Annotated in this window: 16 protein-coding genes; 14 read left to right on the forward strand and 2 right to left on the reverse strand. The window is 40.0% G+C overall.

The window, feature by feature from the left end; translation table 11 throughout:
* Positions 1-179: 179 nt before the first annotated feature.
* On the forward strand, positions 180-746 hold the full coding sequence (locus tag PL_RS15445; RefSeq protein WP_041883576.1) for a 5-formyltetrahydrofolate cyclo-ligase: 567 nt from the start codon (positions 180-182) through the stop codon (positions 744-746).
* Between the two features lie 33 nt (positions 747-779).
* Here PL_RS15445 and PL_RS15450 read toward each other — a convergent pair whose 3' ends face one another.
* Together PL_RS15450 and PL_RS15455 are read right to left on the reverse strand one after the other, a co-directional pair.
* Positions 780-1550 carry an exodeoxyribonuclease III gene (locus tag PL_RS15450; protein WP_041883575.1) on the reverse strand — a complete coding sequence of 257 codons (771 nt, stop codon included), beginning with the start codon at positions 1548-1550 and terminating at the stop codon, positions 780-782.
* A gap of 19 nt (positions 1551-1569) precedes the next feature.
* Positions 1570-2292, reverse strand: coding sequence for a peptidylprolyl isomerase (locus PL_RS15455; protein WP_052496423.1), 723 nt, complete (start codon positions 2290-2292; stop codon positions 1570-1572).
* Between the two features lie 215 nt (positions 2293-2507).
* Between PL_RS15455 and PL_RS15460 the strand changes: the two genes are divergently transcribed.
* The 13 genes from PL_RS15460 (at position 2508) to PL_RS15520 (ending at position 16675) form a co-directional block, all read left to right on the forward strand.
* Positions 2508-2909, forward strand: a complete 402-nt coding sequence (locus tag PL_RS15460) for an HYC_CC_PP family protein (RefSeq protein ID WP_041883574.1) — start codon at positions 2508-2510, stop codon at positions 2907-2909.
* A gap of 111 nt (positions 2910-3020) precedes the next feature.
* Entirely contained in the window at positions 3021-3557 is a 537-nt protein-coding gene (locus tag PL_RS15465) for a heavy-metal-associated domain-containing protein (RefSeq protein WP_041883573.1), read from the forward strand.
* A gap of 8 nt (positions 3558-3565) precedes the next feature.
* Complete coding sequence (locus PL_RS15470) at positions 3566-4375, forward strand: hypothetical protein (RefSeq protein WP_041883572.1); 810 nt, start codon at positions 3566-3568, stop codon at positions 4373-4375.
* A 39-nt stretch (positions 4376-4414) separates the two neighbouring features.
* Complete coding sequence (locus tag PL_RS15475; RefSeq protein ID WP_052496422.1) at positions 4415-4924, forward strand: DUF3347 domain-containing protein; 510 nt, start codon at positions 4415-4417, stop codon at positions 4922-4924.
* Positions 4925-4998: 74 nt separating this feature from the next.
* Positions 4999-5571, forward strand: coding sequence for a YceI family protein (locus tag PL_RS15480; protein WP_041883571.1), 573 nt, complete (start codon positions 4999-5001; stop codon positions 5569-5571).
* 81 nt (positions 5572-5652) lie between these two features.
* Complete coding sequence (ygiD, locus tag PL_RS15485) at positions 5653-6480, forward strand: 4,5-DOPA dioxygenase extradiol (RefSeq protein WP_041883683.1); 828 nt, start codon at positions 5653-5655, stop codon at positions 6478-6480.
* A gap of 117 nt (positions 6481-6597) precedes the next feature.
* Positions 6598-8958: a S9 family peptidase gene (locus tag PL_RS15490; RefSeq protein WP_041883570.1), complete on the forward strand. Its 2361-nt coding sequence runs from the start codon at positions 6598-6600 to the stop codon at positions 8956-8958.
* 144 nt (positions 8959-9102) lie between these two features.
* Complete coding sequence (locus PL_RS15495) at positions 9103-9648, forward strand: peroxiredoxin (protein ID WP_200890769.1); 546 nt, start codon at positions 9103-9105, stop codon at positions 9646-9648.
* A gap of 127 nt (positions 9649-9775) precedes the next feature.
* Complete coding sequence (locus tag PL_RS15500; protein ID WP_041883569.1) at positions 9776-10360, forward strand: carboxymuconolactone decarboxylase family protein; 585 nt, start codon at positions 9776-9778, stop codon at positions 10358-10360.
* A gap of 134 nt (positions 10361-10494) precedes the next feature.
* Positions 10495-11106: a TetR/AcrR family transcriptional regulator gene (locus tag PL_RS15505; protein WP_041883568.1), complete on the forward strand. Its 612-nt coding sequence runs from the start codon at positions 10495-10497 to the stop codon at positions 11104-11106.
* A 36-nt stretch (positions 11107-11142) separates the two neighbouring features.
* Complete coding sequence (locus PL_RS15510; protein ID WP_041883567.1) at positions 11143-12516, forward strand: TolC family protein; 1374 nt, start codon at positions 11143-11145, stop codon at positions 12514-12516.
* A 17-nt stretch (positions 12517-12533) separates the two neighbouring features.
* Complete coding sequence (locus tag PL_RS15515; RefSeq protein WP_041883566.1) at positions 12534-13607, forward strand: efflux RND transporter periplasmic adaptor subunit; 1074 nt, start codon at positions 12534-12536, stop codon at positions 13605-13607.
* Positions 13604-16675 carry an efflux RND transporter permease subunit gene (locus PL_RS15520; RefSeq protein ID WP_041883565.1) on the forward strand — a complete coding sequence of 1024 codons (3072 nt, stop codon included), beginning with the start codon at positions 13604-13606 and terminating at the stop codon, positions 16673-16675. The genes PL_RS15515 and PL_RS15520 overlap by 4 nt, the downstream gene beginning before the upstream one ends.
* Positions 16676-16728: the final 53 nt, after the last annotated feature.

Below are 16728 nucleotides of genomic sequence, written 5' to 3' on the forward strand. Positions count from 1 at the left end.
TAGCATTAATTATTTCACAGGTAGTATTCGGGGGGAGGTTAAATGAAATCTTCCGGATATCTGTTTGGGGTTAGTTAAAGTTAATCAGGGCTTTGGGGTGGTTCCCAAAGCCTTTTTGTATTTTCGGACATTGTAGTTTTGCAGGATTCATAAAATGCAGAATATAACAGGATAAAAAGATGAATAAAGCGGAAATAAGAAAACAGGAAAACAGAAAAAGAAAGGCGCTTACTCCGGAAGAACTGGCAGTACTAAGCAAAAAACTGCTTGAACAGTTTACCCTGCTTGATTTTAGTGTAGTAAATACACTACACATTTTCCTGCCTATTGCAGAAAAAAATGAACCGGATACGTTTTTGTTTATTGACTGGCTGAAGAAAAATCATCCGAAGGTCAAAATTATTGTTCCGAGAGCTGATTTTGAGCAGCTGATTATGACTCATCACTATTATAACGGGGAACAGGAGCTGCTGAAAAGCTCATTTAATATTCTGGAGCCTGTGGCTGAAGAGCAGCATACAGGTGATATAGATCTGGTTGTTGTGCCATTACTGGCATTTGATGACCGGGGATATCGTGTTGGCTATGGGAAAGGGTTCTATGACCGCTTTCTGGAAGGAAGAAAGACGTTGAAGGTCGGGCTGTCTCTTTTTAAAAGTGTGGGAATCATTACTGATCCTGATGTAAATGATGTCCGCCTGGATTTGTGTATTACACCAGATGGAATAATTTCTTTTAAAAACTGAGAGCCGGATTTAAACCGGCCCTCAATAGTCAACTTATGCCTCCAGTTCCAGTAATATCGGACAATGGTCAGAATGTATTGCATCAGACAGGATCTCTACATGTTTAATGCGCTCCAGCATAGGTGCTGTTGCTAAATGATAATCGATACGCCAGCCCAGATTCTTGCCTCTTGATCCGGCTCTGTAGCTCCACCAGGTATAATGATGGGGATCTTTGTTGAGATGCCTGAAAGTATCAATAAAGCCGGCATCCAGAAATGTGCCCATCCATGCTCTTTCTTCTGGCAGAAAGCCTGACGAATTGGCGTTTGATTTGGGATTGTGTATATCTATGGCGGTATGACAGATATTGTAATCGCCGGAAATAATCAGATTTGGATAAGTTTCACGGAGTTTAGTGATATACTTCTCGAAATACGCCATGAATTCATACTTTTTAACCTGTCTCTCGTCTCCGGAAGAGCCCGACGGAAGATATACGCTCATTAAGGAGAAAGTGTCAAAATCGGCTCTTAAAATGCGTCCTTCTTTATCTATCCATTCTTCACCACAACCATATTCTACGTGATTCGGTTTTATTTTGGAAAATATGGCTACTCCGCTATATCCTTTTTTCTCTGCTGCAAACCAATAATGATGATAACCCAGGTTTTCAACTAAAGCGATTATTTCAGGAATTTGTGAAGGAAGCGCTTTCACTTCCTGAAGACAGATCATATCTGCATCCGTTGATTGCAGCCACCCGACAAAGTTTTTTGTAGAGGCAGCACGAATTCCGTTGACGTTGTAAGAAAGTATTTTCATTATAGTATCTATTTGTTGTTTATTGATTAAGCAGAGAACTGACTTCATCGCCCCCTGACTTTCTCATTTCTTTTTCCAGTTTTTTTGCTTTTCTACGTTTTAACAGGGTAATCTCCATTTTAACATCTGTTAAAGGACGGTTATTAGAGTCTGTTTTTACAGACGCGATCGTGTCAATTAGTGGCAGGCCGCTGATTACCTCCCCATAAACAGTATACTTTTTATCTAAATGAGGTACACCGCCTGTCTTTTTATAGATCTCGCGTTCCCATTGCGGAATTTTGAAATGAAGCCTTTTAACTTCCATACTGTCCAGCTGTGCATCTGTAAATTTTTTTCCCTGTACAAGATAAAACTGGCAACCGCTTGAAGCCATCAGGGGATTATCATCTCTGGCAGCAGCCAATACGCCTTTTTTATGGAAAAGACTATCCCTGAATTCTGCCGGAACGGTGTAACCTACATCTCCATTACCCAACTCTTTACCAGCAGGGGCATTTTTAGAGTCGGGATCTCCTCCCTGAATCATAAAGGAGTTAATTACACGATGAAATAAAGTGCCGTTATAAAACCCTTTTTTGACTAGTTTAACAATATTGTCACGGTGCTGCGGGGTTTTATTATATAACATGATAATACATTCGCCCTGAGCGGTTGTTATCTTTATATACTGGTGTTTTGGTCCGGTAGCGAAAACTGCGTTTAAGCAGAAAAAAAGTAGTAAAGTGAGGAATGGCTTCATTGCAAATGAGTATTTTGGGCTAAGTTAAGAGAGAATTCTGCTTTAAAAAACAGGTATAGCATAATCTTGTAATCTTTCTGTTTCTTAACATCTCTTCTTGTTCTTTTTAAGAATTAATACTTATTTTTGAAAAAGTGATAAAGTAAATGGGCATTCATAATGCTCAGACAGAATCTTTTAATAATCTGTATTTATCAGCGCAGAAATAAAACCGGATGAAATTAAAACAAAAGATAGCTTTAGGATTATGTGCCTTTTACCTGGTAAGTGTAATTGGTGTTGCCCTGAGCCTGCATTTTTGCGGGGGTAAGTTATCTGGTATTCATCTGACAGAAGTTGCGCATTGCGGAGGTTGTAAGGAAGCTGAAAAACCTGTTAAAGCAGATGATTCCTGCTGTAAAAACACTAAGGTTGATGCTAAAATCAAAGACAGTCATCAGACAGGTCTGAAAGTCGATGTTCCTAAAAACCAGAGCCTTCCGGTGCTGGTTCCTTCTTTTTTTGCAGAAATTGCAGATTTTGTTTTACCTAATCTGTTTAGCAGAATAGAAAACAAAGTGCCCCCCTTATCTGCCCGGCTTGCATTGCATGCCTATAATTGCGTTTTCAGAAATTAGACCAGGAATAAATTGACATTTGTTACGGATAATCGTCCGTACGTAAACCTATGTATCAGAATTTGCCGGTAATCCAGGCAGGTTTAATTTATTTCAATTAAAAATTTCATCATGAAAACAATTAGATATTTCATCTTCTTTTTATTCTTATTTATTGGCGGGAATACTTTCGCCCAGCAAATTTCCAAAGCTGAATTACAGGTTAATGGGTTAACCTGCTCTATGTGTTCAAGAGCAACTGAGACGTCTTTAAAAAGTCTTGGATTTATTGAAAATGTAGCTCCTGATCTTAACAGGAATATTTTTGTTATTACTTTTAAATCTGATCAGAAGGTCGATCTGGATCAGATCAGAGACAAGGTTCAGGATGCCGGATTCTCTATCGGAGACTTGTCTGCAACGATTAACTTCAAAAACACACAGGTTAATGATAGCGGTCTTGCTGAGCTTGACGGGAATGTTTTTCAATTTATCAATGCGAAAAATAAAACTCTTGACGGACCGGTTGTAGCCAGAATAATGGACAAAGATTTTATTACTTCTTCGGCTTTTAAGAAAAAAGCTGCTGAATTAAACTCGGAAAGCTATCTTAAAGGAAAAGGTCTTGTACAAGGAAAAGAAACACGTATTTTTCATTTAAGTATCTAATTGCCGGAATGAAATATATTCAATTTGCAGCAGTAATTTTTCTGCTAGGGAGTGGTCTGCGCGCTGGTGCACAGGAATTGTATGTGTTTACTGAACCGGCAAGTAACATGGCTGCCAAATCAATAGGTATCAGACTTACTAATGAAGGAATCTTCAACGGCGGCGGAAACAGAACCATGCCGGAAGTGATGTTTAGTTTCAATAAAAATCTGATGACCCATTTTCAGGGGTTTTTATCAGATATGGATGGTAAATACAGACTGGAAGGCGGAAGTGTATATGCTAAATATCGTTTTCTTTCCGTAGATGATGCACAGCGTCATTTGCGTGCAGCGGTGTTTGCCAGGGTGAGTACAAGTAAACGCCCGGTCTATACTGAGGATATTAACCTGGAAGGAGATAATAGTGGTATTCAGGGAGGATTGGTTGTAACGCAGTTACTGCATAAACTGGCTTTATCTGGTACGGTGAGTTATACGAAAGCTTTTGATGTGGAAAGCAAACAGGTATCGGGGATGCCCGGGCCTGATCAGATGATTGGTTATAGCTTATCTTCAGGCTATCTGGTTCTTCCTTTTGTATATAAAAACTATAATCAGCCAAATTTTAATGTCTATTTTGAAATGCTGGGTAAAACAAATCCGGCAAATGGAAGATCTTATCTTGATCTTGCTCCTGCTTTACAGGTTATTCTAAATAGCAGAACCCGTATTGATCTGGGATACAGATTCCAGGTGGCAGGCGATATGGCTGGCAGATATAATAAAAACATGTACCTGGTACGTGCTGAGTTTAATTTCTTTAATGTTTTAAAATAAAATCATGTCGGGTTCATCCGACAAAAAATCAATCAATAAATGAAACAAATAATTTTAGGTTTTGCTCTGCTTTTAATAGCATCATTACAGCCTGCCTTTGCGCAGAAAACGAATGTATCGGGAAAGTTTAATCAAAGTTTGAAAAGCTACTACGCACTGAAAAATGCATTGGCGACGGATAAATCAGAAGAAGCTCCAAAATTGGCTCTGGCACTTCAAAAAGCAGTAAAAGATGTACCTCATCAGGGGTTTTCCGGTGCTGAACAGCATGTGTTATGGATGAAAGAGTCTGCATTAATTCAGCAAAAGGCTGCGGAATTAGCTTTATCCAAAGATCTGGAAAGCCAGCGTAAGAGTTTTGGAAGCATAAGTACTTCATTTATCAAACTGGCACAAGAGCTGAAGCTGAATGATCAGCCTGTTTTTGTTCAATATTGTCCGATGGGTAAATTCAGCTGGCTGAATGAGGTTAAGGAAATACAGAATCCTTATTACGGCAGCCAGATGTATGACTGTGGTACTGTGAAAGATACGCTTGAAAAGAACTGATAGTTTCTTAACATACATCAAGGGTTTTTGCCATAATTCCCTATAGATTTGTATGGTTATTAAATCACATCATTATGAAAAAGATATTTTTATTCCTGCTTGTCGTATCGATCAGCACAGCGTCATTTGCGCAAACAAAGTGGTCAGTAGATCCGATGCATACCTTCATTAATTTTGAAGTTAAACATTTGGGTATATCCTTTGTCAACGGATCCTTTAAAAAATTTGAAGGAACAATTGATGCTGCCAAACCAGACCTGACAGATGCAAAAATCAACTTTACTGTTGATGTAAATAGTATTACAACCGGGGTTGAAATGAGAGATAATCACTTGAAAACAGATGATTTCTTGAATGCAGAAAAGTATCCTTCCATGAGTTTTGTGGGTTCATCTTTCAGAAAACTGAAGGATAATAATTATGAGCTTGCAGGTAAATTAACTATCCGTGATGTCACTAAAGACGTTAAATTCAACGTTGTTTATGGCGGTACGGCTAAAGACCAGCAGGGCAATACAAGAGCAGGTTTTCACGCTACTACCACAGTCAACCGTCTGGACTACCATATTCAATATGATCCGAGCGGAATGGCTGTTGCGAAAGACATCAAAATTGAGTTAAACCTGGAATTTGTTCAGGCCAAATAAATAATAGAGTGTCTTCAAACAGAAATGAGGGTTGTTTAAGCATTCTAAATACTTAAACAGCCCTTTTTTATGAATAAAACTATGGCAAACTTATCAGAGCTTAAAAATTTAACCGCCAACCTTCCTGTTCAGGATGAACTGATGCCTGTTTTGTTTATTGGTCACGGGTCACCATTTAATGGAATTGAAGACAATGAATTTAGTCAGAAATGGGCTGAAACAGGGAGGAATATACCTGTGCCAAAAGCCGTTATTGTCGTTTCTGCGCACTGGTTTACCAGAGGGACTGCAGTGACAGCGATGAATTTTCCGAAAACGATTCACGACTTTGGTGGGTTCCCGCAGGCGTTGTTTGATGTGGAATACCCTGCACCTGGAAATCCTCAGCTGGCGGCTGAAACTGCTAAACTGATTACCAGTACTGAAGTTGTTCTGGATCATGACTGGGGGCTGGATCATGGAGCGTGGACAGTGCTGAAACATATGTTCCCCAATGCTGATATCCCAGTGCTTCAGTTGAGTATTGATTATACCAAAGATCCAAAAGCGCATTATGAAATGGCGGCTGAACTTTATCAGCTGCGCAGAAAAGGGGTTTTGATCCTGGGTAGCGGTAATATGGTCCATAATCTGAGGATGTTAAGCTGGGAGATGATGGATGGTGGCGGATATGACTGGGCACTGGAAATGAATGATCGGTTTAAAAATCTTATTATGAATAAGGAGCATCAGCCTTTAATGGCTTATCAGAATTTAGGTAAGGCAGCCATGCTGGCTATTCCTACCCCTGAGCATTATCTGCCTCTATTGTATACACTGGGACTGCAAAATAATCAGGAAGAAGTCTCGGTTTTTAATGATAAGGCAGTAGGGGGCTCTTTAACTATGACTTCTGTGCGTATAGGCTAAGCGGGGCAGAAATTTTCTTCTGAATTCATACCGGATCCTGTAACATTTATAAAACCTTCTTTTGCCGTTGGGCTGGAGGTTTGATTTTTTCATAAATTGCGGTCTAAGCTTAAATTAATGAAGAAATTCTGCCTCTTATTTTTATTGGGTAATAGTATTGTACGGGCACAGGACCGCCCTGTTTTAACTGTAGAAAGTATAATGCGTGACCAGAAGTGGCTGGGTGTTTCTCCTACTGAATATCACTGGTCTGGTGATAGCAAAACGATCTATTTTAAGTGGAATCCTGAAGGAAAAGAAAACAGTGAGCCCTATAGAGCTGATGTATCTTCCGGAAAACCAGTAAAGACGGACGAAAAGCTGGCCAACCAGGAAATCATGCCTGAATATGTTTATAATAAAGACCGTAGTTTGGGTTTAAGCGAAAGAGCGGGTGATTTATATCTGTATTCTTTCAGAACAAAGCAGAAGCAAAGATTAACAAATACTGTTGAATTTGAACGTAATGCTATTTTTTTAAATGATGGGACGGTTGCTTTTCAAAGAGGAAATAATTTATATGCACTCAATCTTAAAAGCAGTGAGCTCAGACAGCTGACTAATTTTGTATCAGGTAAAAAAAGTACTGCTGCGTTAGTTCTGCGTACAGGAAACTCACAGGATAACTGGTTGAAAACTGATCAGGACGGGCTTTTTGATGTACTCAAAAGTAAAAAAGAGAAAGAAGCGTATAAGCTGGCCAGAAAAAAATATCTGAGCGCAGATGATCAGCCTTTAAAAATAATTGAATTGGGAAATCAGGAACTGAGTAGCCTTGTAATCAGTCCGGACGGACGTTATATTGGTTACAGGCTGAAAATTCAGACTGAAGAAGGGAAAGCCACCATTGTACCTAATTTTGTTACTGCTTCTGGCTATACAGAAGATATTCCCGGCAGAACTAAGGTGGGAGAGCCTTTACCTGCTTACGATAATTTTATTTATGATAAACAGAGAGATACTGTTTACAAAATCCAGACAGTACAGATACCAGGAATTAAAGATTTACCTGATTATCTGAAAGATTATCCTAAACAAAAAGAGGCGGCAATTAAGAAAAACGAGGACAGGAAAGTGAATTTATTTCAGCCAGTCTGGAATCTGTCTGGCACTGTCGCAGTTTTAATTGCAGAATCTCAGGATAATAAAGATCGCTGGATATTGAAACTGGATCCTGCTACAGGAAATCTGACAGTTTTAGACAGACAGCGGGATGAGGCCTGGATTGGCGGACCTGGTATAGGAACGGATAATATTGGATGGATAGATAATCAGCATATTTATTTTCAGAGTGAAGCCAGCGGATATTCTCATTTGTACATTGCGGATGTTTTTTCCGGCAGTAAACGACAGCTGACCAGTGGGAAATGGGAAGTGAAAAATCTTTCTTTAGCCAAAGACAGGCAATCATTTTACTTTACCGGAAATATAGAGCATCCCGGGATTACCCATTTTTATAAAGTGAGTGTTAATGGGGGAACTCCTGTTAAAATTACCAGTATGAAAGGTGGTAATGAAGTTACATTATCTCCGGATGAGCAATGGCTGGCCATTAATTATTCTACGATGAACAAGCCATGGGAATTGTATATTCAGGCTAATAAACCCGGCGCAAGGGCAGTAAAAGTAACGGAGTCTTCCTCTGCTGCTTTTAAGGCTTATCCCTGGAGAGAGCCGGAAATGGTGTCATTTAAAAACAGATATGGGGATGAAGTTTATGCACGGGTTTATCCCGCTTTAAAACCTGCGGCAAACCGTCCTGCGGTTGTGTTTGTACACGGGGCAGGTTATCTCCAGAATGTGCATTACTGGTGGAGCCAGTATTCAAGGGAATATATGTTCCATAACCTGCTTGCTGATAATGGCTATACTGTAATTGATATTGATTATACGGGTAGTTCTGGCTATGGCAGAAATCACCGTACCGGTATTTATCGTCATATGGGCGGAAAAGATTTAACGGATCAGGTTGATGGTGTGAAATTTCTGGTCGAAAAGTATAATGTAAACCCTAAACATGTGGGGATATATGGAGGGTCTTATGGTGGATTTATTACCCTGATGGCTTTGTTTAATGAAGCTGATGTTTTTGCTTCGGGCGCTGCATTGCGTTCTGTAACAGACTGGGCACATTATAATCATGGCTATACTTCCAATATTCTGAATGAACCTGCTACTGATGAACTTGCTTATAAACGCAGCTCTCCAATTTATTTTGCAGCAGGGTTAAAGGGCAATTTGCTGATGTGTCATGGAATGGTTGATGAAAATGTACAGTTCCAGGACATCGTTCGTCTGAGCCAGCGATTTATAGAATTAGGTAAAAACAACTGGGAACTGGCAGTTTACCCCGTTGAAGACCATGGATTTGTGCAACCCTCAAGCTGGACTGATGAGTACAAAAGAATCTTTAAACTATTTGAAACTACCTTAAAGTAAGGAAATAGAGGTGTGCTAATCTCTGATGTTTCCCGTATAGTTTTTGTCTATGGGGGCATCAATATTAAATATCTGTTATCTTTTTAATAGGGTTGATAAAGAGCCGGTATTGATGTATTTTTGCACAACGAAAAAAAGAACATTATGATTAATATAGGTGAACAATTTCCAGCTTATTCAAAACCAGCTGTAGTTAGTATAGAAAAAGGAAAAGAGTTTGAAACATTAACTTCTGAAACTTTAGTAAATGACAACAACCAATGGACTTGTATGTTCTGGTGGCCAAAAGATTTTACTTTCGTTTGTCCTACTGAAATCGCTGAATTTAATGCAAATTTTGGTGAGTTCCGTGACCGTGATACAACACTGATTGGTGCATCTACAGACTCAGAAAACGTGCATTTGGCATGGAGACATAACCATGATGATTTACGTGGTTTGAAATTTCCAATGCTTGCAGATACTTCTAAATCGTTAGCTGAAGCACTTGATATTTTAGAGCCAACAGAAAAAATCGCTTACAGAGCAACTTTCATCATTGATCCACAAGGAATTATCCGTTGGGCAAGTGTGAATGATTTAAGCGTTGGACGTAACGTAAAAGAAGTATTAAGAGTCCTTGATGCTTTACAAACTGACGAACTTTGTCCTTGTAACTGGGAAAAAGGTGAAGCAACTTTAACAGTTTAATTTATAATCCTGTTTTTATAAACAGGGTTTAATTCTTAAAAATCCCTGTAAATGCATTTTGCAGGGATTTTTTGTATCCATAGAATCTGCCGGTTTAGGTTTGCGCAGGTTCATAAAATCATAAAAAATGAGTGAAAGTACTGAAACCATAGAGGAATTATTAGCCATAGTCGGTTTAAATCCAGGCTACAGAAATGAAAGTATACATCTGCTGGAAAAAGGAAATTCAAGATATGTACGTGACTTGAAATTAAACTTCAGCAGCACCCTGACTTCATCGCATATCACAGAAAAAGAATGTGCTTTACTGGGATTAAGTATTGCTGTCAATAACAATAATAAAGTTTTAACTGATTTCTTTGAAAGATATGCGCAGCAGAAAGAAGCTACAGCAGAAGAAATTGCCGAGGCAACCGGCTGTGCGTCTTTGCTGGCTTTAAACAATGTACTTTATCGTTTCCGTCATTTTACTGCAAAAGAGAAATACACGCGTATGCCTGCACGTGTCAGAATGCAGTTAATGGGTAATCCGGTTACAGGTAAAGAGTTTTTTGAGCTGATGAGTCTGGCTGTTTCTGCCGTTAACGGATGTGAAATGTGTGTAAATGCTCATGAAGAATCTATTCTGGCTTTAGGTGCCACTGAAGAGCGTGTATTTGATGCAATCCGTATTGCTTCAATTGTCACTTCTGCAGGTAAAATCCTTTACTAAGGCATTAATTATATAAAAGGAGGCTCCCAAAAGGGCCTCTTTTTGTTTTACAAGCTGTTTTTTTAAAAAAGGTGAGAATTTACTTGGATTTACTGAACGGTGTTCATTACATTTGCAGTGTATAATTTAAGATAATGGGTATATCAGAGAGAAAAGAACGCGAGAGGGAGGAAATGAAAACAATGATCACTACAGCGGCCATGAAAATGTTCCTGGAGGATGGCTATGCAAAAACTTCTATCCGCAATATCGCTGACGCTATTGAATACAGCCCAGGCACAATCTACTTGTATTATAAGGATAAGGATGAGTTGCTTTTTGAAGTTCAGGGACAGGCTTATCTTCAATTGCTGGAAGCGTTTAAGAAAGGGGCAATAAGCAAAGATCCTTTGGAAAAACTGGAACAATTAGGTAAAACCTACGTTTCCTTTGGCCTGGCTAATCCGGAATTGTATGATCTGATGTTTATTATCAGGGCACCTACAAATGTAGATGAATCAGTTCATGGACATAATGGAGATGCCACATTTAAATTTTTAATTGACTGTCTGGAAGACTGTATGAAGGATAACCTGTTGATTTTTAAAGATACCAGTCAGGCTGCTTTGCAGATCTGGTCAATGGTACACGGGCTGGTCTCCCTTAATCTTCGTTGCAGATTAAAGGTTATGATCCCTGAAGAAGCATCAATTCCTGAAATTTTGCATCAGGCAATTGAAGAATATTTATTATCAATCAAGGCCTAGGCCTTTTTTTTGACCTTTTACTAAACACTGTTTATTATGTATACATCATTTATTAAAGCGTCTGTAATACTCACCGGATGGATGCTTTTTTTGGGAAACCCCGTCCGGGCTCAGCAGCAGAACCCGCAGCTGGATGACTATATTTCATTCGCTTTTACACAGAATCAGGGCCTAAAACAGCAGGTCTTTGATTTGGAAAGATCAATGTTTGCATTGAAAGAGGCAAAGGCTATGTATATGCCTACGGTAAGCATGCTCGGGAGTTATACCAAGTCTGCCGGGGGCAGAACTATAGATGTACCTGTTGGTGATCTGGTTAATCCGATTTATACAGCACTTAATCAGCTGACCTCATCGTCGAAATTTCCGCAGGTTGCAAATCAGTCTTTCTTATTGAATCCCGATAATTTTTATGACCTGAAGCTCAGAACCTCGCTTCCGCTGATTAACGCGGAGATCCGTTATAATAAATTGATCAAACAGCAACTGATCAGCAGCCAGCAGGCGGCAGTGAATGTTTACAAAAGAACTTTGGTCAAAGATATTAAAACGGCATACTATCATTATTTCCAGGCCTTACAGGGCATTGAAGCCTATAGGAGTGCGTTGATCCTTATTAATGAAAATATACGGGTAAACACGAGCTTATTGCGTAATGGGGTAAGAAACGGAACGGCACTACTCCGGGCTCAGACCGAGCAGGAAAAAACGAATGCGGCTTTAATCAATGCGCAGCGTAACGCAGATAACGCGAAGGCTTATTTTAATTTTTTACTCAACCGCTCTTTAAAGGATTCTATTCATACGGATAGCAGCACTATCGCTGCTGTTTTATCCGTACCTGATACAACAGCAGGGGTGACCAGCAGGGAAGAATTAAAGCAGCTAAATGTACTGAAAGCGGTGAATAATCTTGATTATAAACTACAGCGATCTAACCTGATTCCAAAGCTGAGTACATTTATTGACCTGGGATCACAGGGAATGGATTTTAAGGTAAATGATAAAACCAGGTATTACCTATGGGGTGTAAATCTTCAGTGGGATTTGTTTACAGGGGGCAAAAATAAATTCAGAGCTGCACAGGCTCAGTCTAATATCCGTGCCAATGCGGCGAAGATTGATGAAACTGAACAGGCATTTAAATTACAGCTGACGCAGTCGTTTAACAATTATCTGTCTGCAAAGGCTGCCTGTGTGAGTGCTGTCTCGGGGCTGTCATTTGCTGGAAGATACTATAAAGATCAGCTCAAGGCATATCGTGCAGGACAGCTGCTATATCTGGAACTGATTGATGCGCAGGATCAGTTAACCAGTGCAAAGTTGAGAATGGCAGACGCTCAGGCCGATTTGCAAATCACACTGGCTGATCTGGAACGTAATCAGGCCACCTATCCACTAACTAATTAATATTTAAATATATACAAATGAAAGCTATTCATTATACCACGTTGTTGCTGTGTATACCACTGTTTTACGCGTGCAATTCTTCAACTCCGGTTGCCCGTAAAACGGGTAATGATACTATACCGGTTAAAATCATGAAGCTGAATCAGGAGAGCAGTAATGCTTCAATTGCAGTATCGGGGCAATTTACCACTGATGATGAAGTTCTGCTGTCTTTTAAAACAGGAGGAATTATCAATAGTCTGCTGGTTAAAGAAGGTGATGCGGTCAGAAAAGGACAATTACTGGCTACATTAAACCTGACCGAGATTAATGCACAGGTGCAGCAGGCACAGCTGGGCTTTGAAAAGGCAAAACGGGATTACCAGCGAACAAAAAATCTTTACAGTGACAGTGTCGCGACTCTGGAGCAACTGCAGAATAGCAAAACTGCTCTTCAGGTATCCCAGCAACAGCTTAATCTGGTGTCTTTCAACAGAAAATATTCTGAAATACATGCCCCGGAAAATGGATTCATTTTGCGTAAGCTGGCCGATGCCGGGCAGCAGATAGCAGCGGGTTCGGCAGTGCTTCAGGTTAATGGCGCTCAATCTGGAAAATGGCAGCTGAAAGTAGGCATCAGTGACAGGGAATGGGCTATTTTAAAATTAAATGATCATGCTCAGATTGAAACCACCGCGATTCCGGGACAGGTGCTGGATGGGGTAGTCAGTCGTAAATCTGAAGGGGTTGATGCAGTTACAGGAACTTTTACAGCCTATATTACTTTGACCGGCAGCAGACCTAAAGCAATCGCAGCTGGTATGTTTGGGAAAGCTGTACTCAAACCTTCAAAAACAATTGATCACAAAGGAACCTGGCAAATACCTTATGAAGCTTTACTGGACGGAAATGGGAATAGTGGTTTTGTATTTATTACCAATGACAATAAAACGGCCCGTAAGGTGAAAGTGACAGTTGCCGGAATTGAAAAAAATACGGTTATCATCAGCGATGGCCTTCAGGATGCAGGGGCATTAATTGTTTCGGGATCGGCATATCTGACAGATAACAGCCCGATAAGTATTCATTCATCATTAACGGCTACAAAATGAAAATATCAGATTATGCTGTAAAAAACAGCCAGTTTACACTGGTAATCTTTCTGATGATCATTGTCTTGGGAATTACTACCATGCTGAGTATGCCCAGATCTGAGGATCCGGAAATGCATGCACCTTCTTTTTCTGTCATTATTGTTTATCCGGGTACCAGTCCCAGGGATATAGAAGACAGGGTGGTTACCCCGCTGGAAAAAACAATATCCGGATTGGATGATATCAAAAGGATCAGAACAAATATCTCTAATGGTGTGGCTGTTTTGCGCGTGGATTATAAGTATAGCAGCAGTGTGGAAGGAAAGTATCAGGAAATTGTAAGAGAAGTAAATGGTAAAAGAAGTGAGCTGCCGGCAGATATTTATAGTATAGAAGTACAGAAACAGCAGCCTTCGGATGTTAATGTACTGCAGGTTGCACTGGTATCGGAAAATGCGCCACGCAGCAAGATGCAGTATTATGCGGAAAAACTCCAGGATGAACTTGAAAAGGTGGCTGCGCTTAAAAAAGTATCCATTTTTGGTTTGCCCAGACAGCAGGTTCGTATAGAGCTGGATCTGGAAAAAATGGCACAGATGAACCTGCCGGTCAGTGCAGTTAAGAATAGTCTTCAGAGTGAAATGGCCAGTATTCCCGGAGGAAGCATTGACGCTTCTCATCAGACTTTTAATATTGTAACCAATGAATACCGGACACTGGATGCCGTTCAGAATACGATTGTTTATGCTGCGGGAGGGAAAAATATAGTCTTAAAAAACATAGCTAAAGTTTATTATGGTTATGAGGAAGATAAGCATATTACGCGGCTTAACGGTCACAGGAGTTTATTTGTAACGGCGGCTCAGAAAGAGGGTGAAAATATCAGTAAAACGCAAAAGGATTATCAGCCGGTATTAGCCAGTTTTAAAAAGACATTACCAGCTAATATTGATCTGGTGCAGAATTTTGATCAGGCAGATAATGTGAACAGGAGATTATCTGGCCTGGGACATGATTTTATCATCGCAATTTTGCTTGTTGCAGTGACTTTATTGCCTTTGGGGATGCGTCCGGCTATCATCGTCATGATTTCAATTCCGCTTTCTCTGGCTATTGGGATAGTATTGCTTCAATTGTTTGGTTTCAACCTGAACCAATTGAGTATTGTTGGATTAGTCGTTGCCCTTGGACTCCTGGTGGATGATAGTATAGTTGTAGTGGAGAACATTGAACGCTGGATGCTTGAAGGTCATAGTCGTCTGGAAGCAACTTTAAAGGCAACCAGGCAGATAGGTATGGCGGTAGTGGGCTGTACAATTACGCTGATCATTGCTTTTATGCCATTGGTGTTCCTGCCGGAAGGTTCAGGAGATTTTATCAGATCTTTACCTCTTGCTGTTATTTTTTCGGTTCTGGCTTCAATGCTGGTCTCTTTAACGATTATCCCTTTTTTATCTAGTCGTTTGCTAAAAACACATGTCGGAAATCCGGAAGGAAACATGCTGATGCGTGGATTGAAAAAAATAATTCATGGTAGCTATGCCCGTTTACTGGACAAAGCACTTCAAAAACCACTGCTGACTATTTCTATTGCTGTTATACTCTTTGTTACATCCATATTCCTTTTTAAGGTTATTGGATTCAGCTTGTTCCCGGCATCAGAAAAACCTCAGTTTCTGGTCAATATCACTACACCTAATCAATCTAATTTGTCCTATACCGATACAGTGACAAGGGCTATCGAGAAAGAACTGAAACAGCAACCAGAGGTGAAATATTATTCTTCGAATGTAGGAAAAGGGAATCCACGTATTTATTACAATGTAATACCTGAAAATGACAGGAGTGATTTTGCTCAGTTATTTGTACAGCTGGATGAAAACACCTCACCTGATGAAAAGTTAAAGCTCATTCAAAGACTGCAGCAGCGCTGGGCACATTATCCGGGAGCAAAAGTTGAAGTGAAGAATTTCCAGCAGGGGCCTCCGGTTGTGGCACCGGTTGAGGTTCGTCTTTTTGGAGATAATCTGGATACACTGCGTTCAATTTCTCTCCAGGTGGAAAAGTTATTGCAGCAAGCCCCCGGAACCATGTATGTCAGAAATCCAGTTAATTTGCTTAAAAGTGATATTCGTGTAGTGATAAACAAAGAAAAAGCGCAGCTGCTGGGGGTACCGACGATCAGTATTGACCAGACTGCAAGACTTGCCGTTACTGGTTTGAACCTGGGTACTTTTTATAATAACGATAATAAAAATGGATATGGCGTATTACTGACCAGGACTAAAGAAGGCAGACCGGGAATGGATGCTTTCCGTAATTTATACGTGGATAATACTAAAGGTAATGCTTTACCGATGAATCAAGTCGCTGATCTGAAGCTGGAAGCGTCACAGGCAGTGATCAATCACCAGGAAAAGAAAAGAGTGGTTTCTGTACAGGCGAATGTTCAGGATGGCTTTTTGGTTAACCGCGTAATTGATGACGTGGTATTGAAAATGGATAAACTTCATTTGCCGGCTGGTTACAGTTTTGAAATGGGCGGAGAAGTGGAGTCCAGAAATAATTCTTTTGGTGGATTTTTAAACATTATTCTGGTTACTGTATTCTTGTTTATAGCTGTGCTGATTCTTTTATTTAAGACATTTAAAAGTACGCTGATCGTTTTATCTGTCATCCCGCTCGGAGTGGTTGGAGCTGCGGTAGCTTTATGGATAACTGGAAATTCGCTGTCTTTTGTAGCAATTATTGGATTGATTGCACTGGCAGGGATAGAGGTGAAGAACACAATTTTGCTGGTAGATTTCACTAATCAGCTGAGAAAGCAGGGTAAGAGTCTGCAGGATGCAATTCGTGAGGCTGGTGAGGTAAGGTTTTTACCAATTGTACTGACTTCGCTGACTGCAATTGGGGGGTTAATACCTATTGCTATCTCCACTAATCCACTAATTGCACCACTGGCCATTGTTTTAATCGGCGGACTGATCAGTTCTACTTTATTATCCAGAATTGTTACCCCGATTATTTACGAGCTGATACCTCCGGCAATAGAGGTTGAAGAGCATATATCTGCAGATCAGGTATGAAAATAAAAAGGAGGCGCCAGATTTTGGGGTGCCTCCTTTTTATTTTTATATAA

This window comes from Pedobacter lusitanus, assembly GCF_040026395.1.
Classification (GTDB): domain Bacteria; phylum Bacteroidota; class Bacteroidia; order Sphingobacteriales; family Sphingobacteriaceae; genus Pedobacter; species Pedobacter lusitanus.

Coding starts and splice junctions, on each gene's coding strand:
- PL_RS15520 (WP_041883565.1), top strand. CDS start 13,604: ATGAAAATATCAGATTATGCTGTAAAAAACAGCCAGTTTACACTGGTA.
- PL_RS15510 (WP_041883567.1), top strand. CDS start 11,143: ATGTATACATCATTTATTAAAGCGTCTGTAATACTCACCGGATGGATG.
- PL_RS15450 (WP_041883575.1), bottom strand. CDS start 1,550: ATGAAAATACTTTCTTACAACGTCAACGGAATTCGTGCTGCCTCTACA.
- PL_RS15500 (WP_041883569.1), top strand. CDS start 9,776: ATGAGTGAAAGTACTGAAACCATAGAGGAATTATTAGCCATAGTCGGT.
- PL_RS15465 (WP_041883573.1), top strand. CDS start 3,021: ATGAAAACAATTAGATATTTCATCTTCTTTTTATTCTTATTTATTGGC.
- PL_RS15475 (WP_052496422.1), top strand. CDS start 4,415: ATGAAACAAATAATTTTAGGTTTTGCTCTGCTTTTAATAGCATCATTA.
- PL_RS15495 (WP_200890769.1), top strand. CDS start 9,103: ATGATTAATATAGGTGAACAATTTCCAGCTTATTCAAAACCAGCTGTA.
- PL_RS15460 (WP_041883574.1), top strand. CDS start 2,508: ATGAAATTAAAACAAAAGATAGCTTTAGGATTATGTGCCTTTTACCTG.
- PL_RS15455 (WP_052496423.1), bottom strand. CDS start 2,292: ATGAAGCCATTCCTCACTTTACTACTTTTTTTCTGCTTAAACGCAGTT.
- ygiD (WP_041883683.1), top strand. CDS start 5,653: ATGGCAAACTTATCAGAGCTTAAAAATTTAACCGCCAACCTTCCTGTT.
- PL_RS15470 (WP_041883572.1), top strand. CDS start 3,566: ATGAAATATATTCAATTTGCAGCAGTAATTTTTCTGCTAGGGAGTGGT.
- PL_RS15445 (WP_041883576.1), top strand. CDS start 180: ATGAATAAAGCGGAAATAAGAAAACAGGAAAACAGAAAAAGAAAGGCG.
- PL_RS15505 (WP_041883568.1), top strand. CDS start 10,495: ATGGGTATATCAGAGAGAAAAGAACGCGAGAGGGAGGAAATGAAAACA.
- PL_RS15480 (WP_041883571.1), top strand. CDS start 4,999: ATGAAAAAGATATTTTTATTCCTGCTTGTCGTATCGATCAGCACAGCG.
- PL_RS15490 (WP_041883570.1), top strand. CDS start 6,598: ATGAAGAAATTCTGCCTCTTATTTTTATTGGGTAATAGTATTGTACGG.
- PL_RS15515 (WP_041883566.1), top strand. CDS start 12,534: ATGAAAGCTATTCATTATACCACGTTGTTGCTGTGTATACCACTGTTT.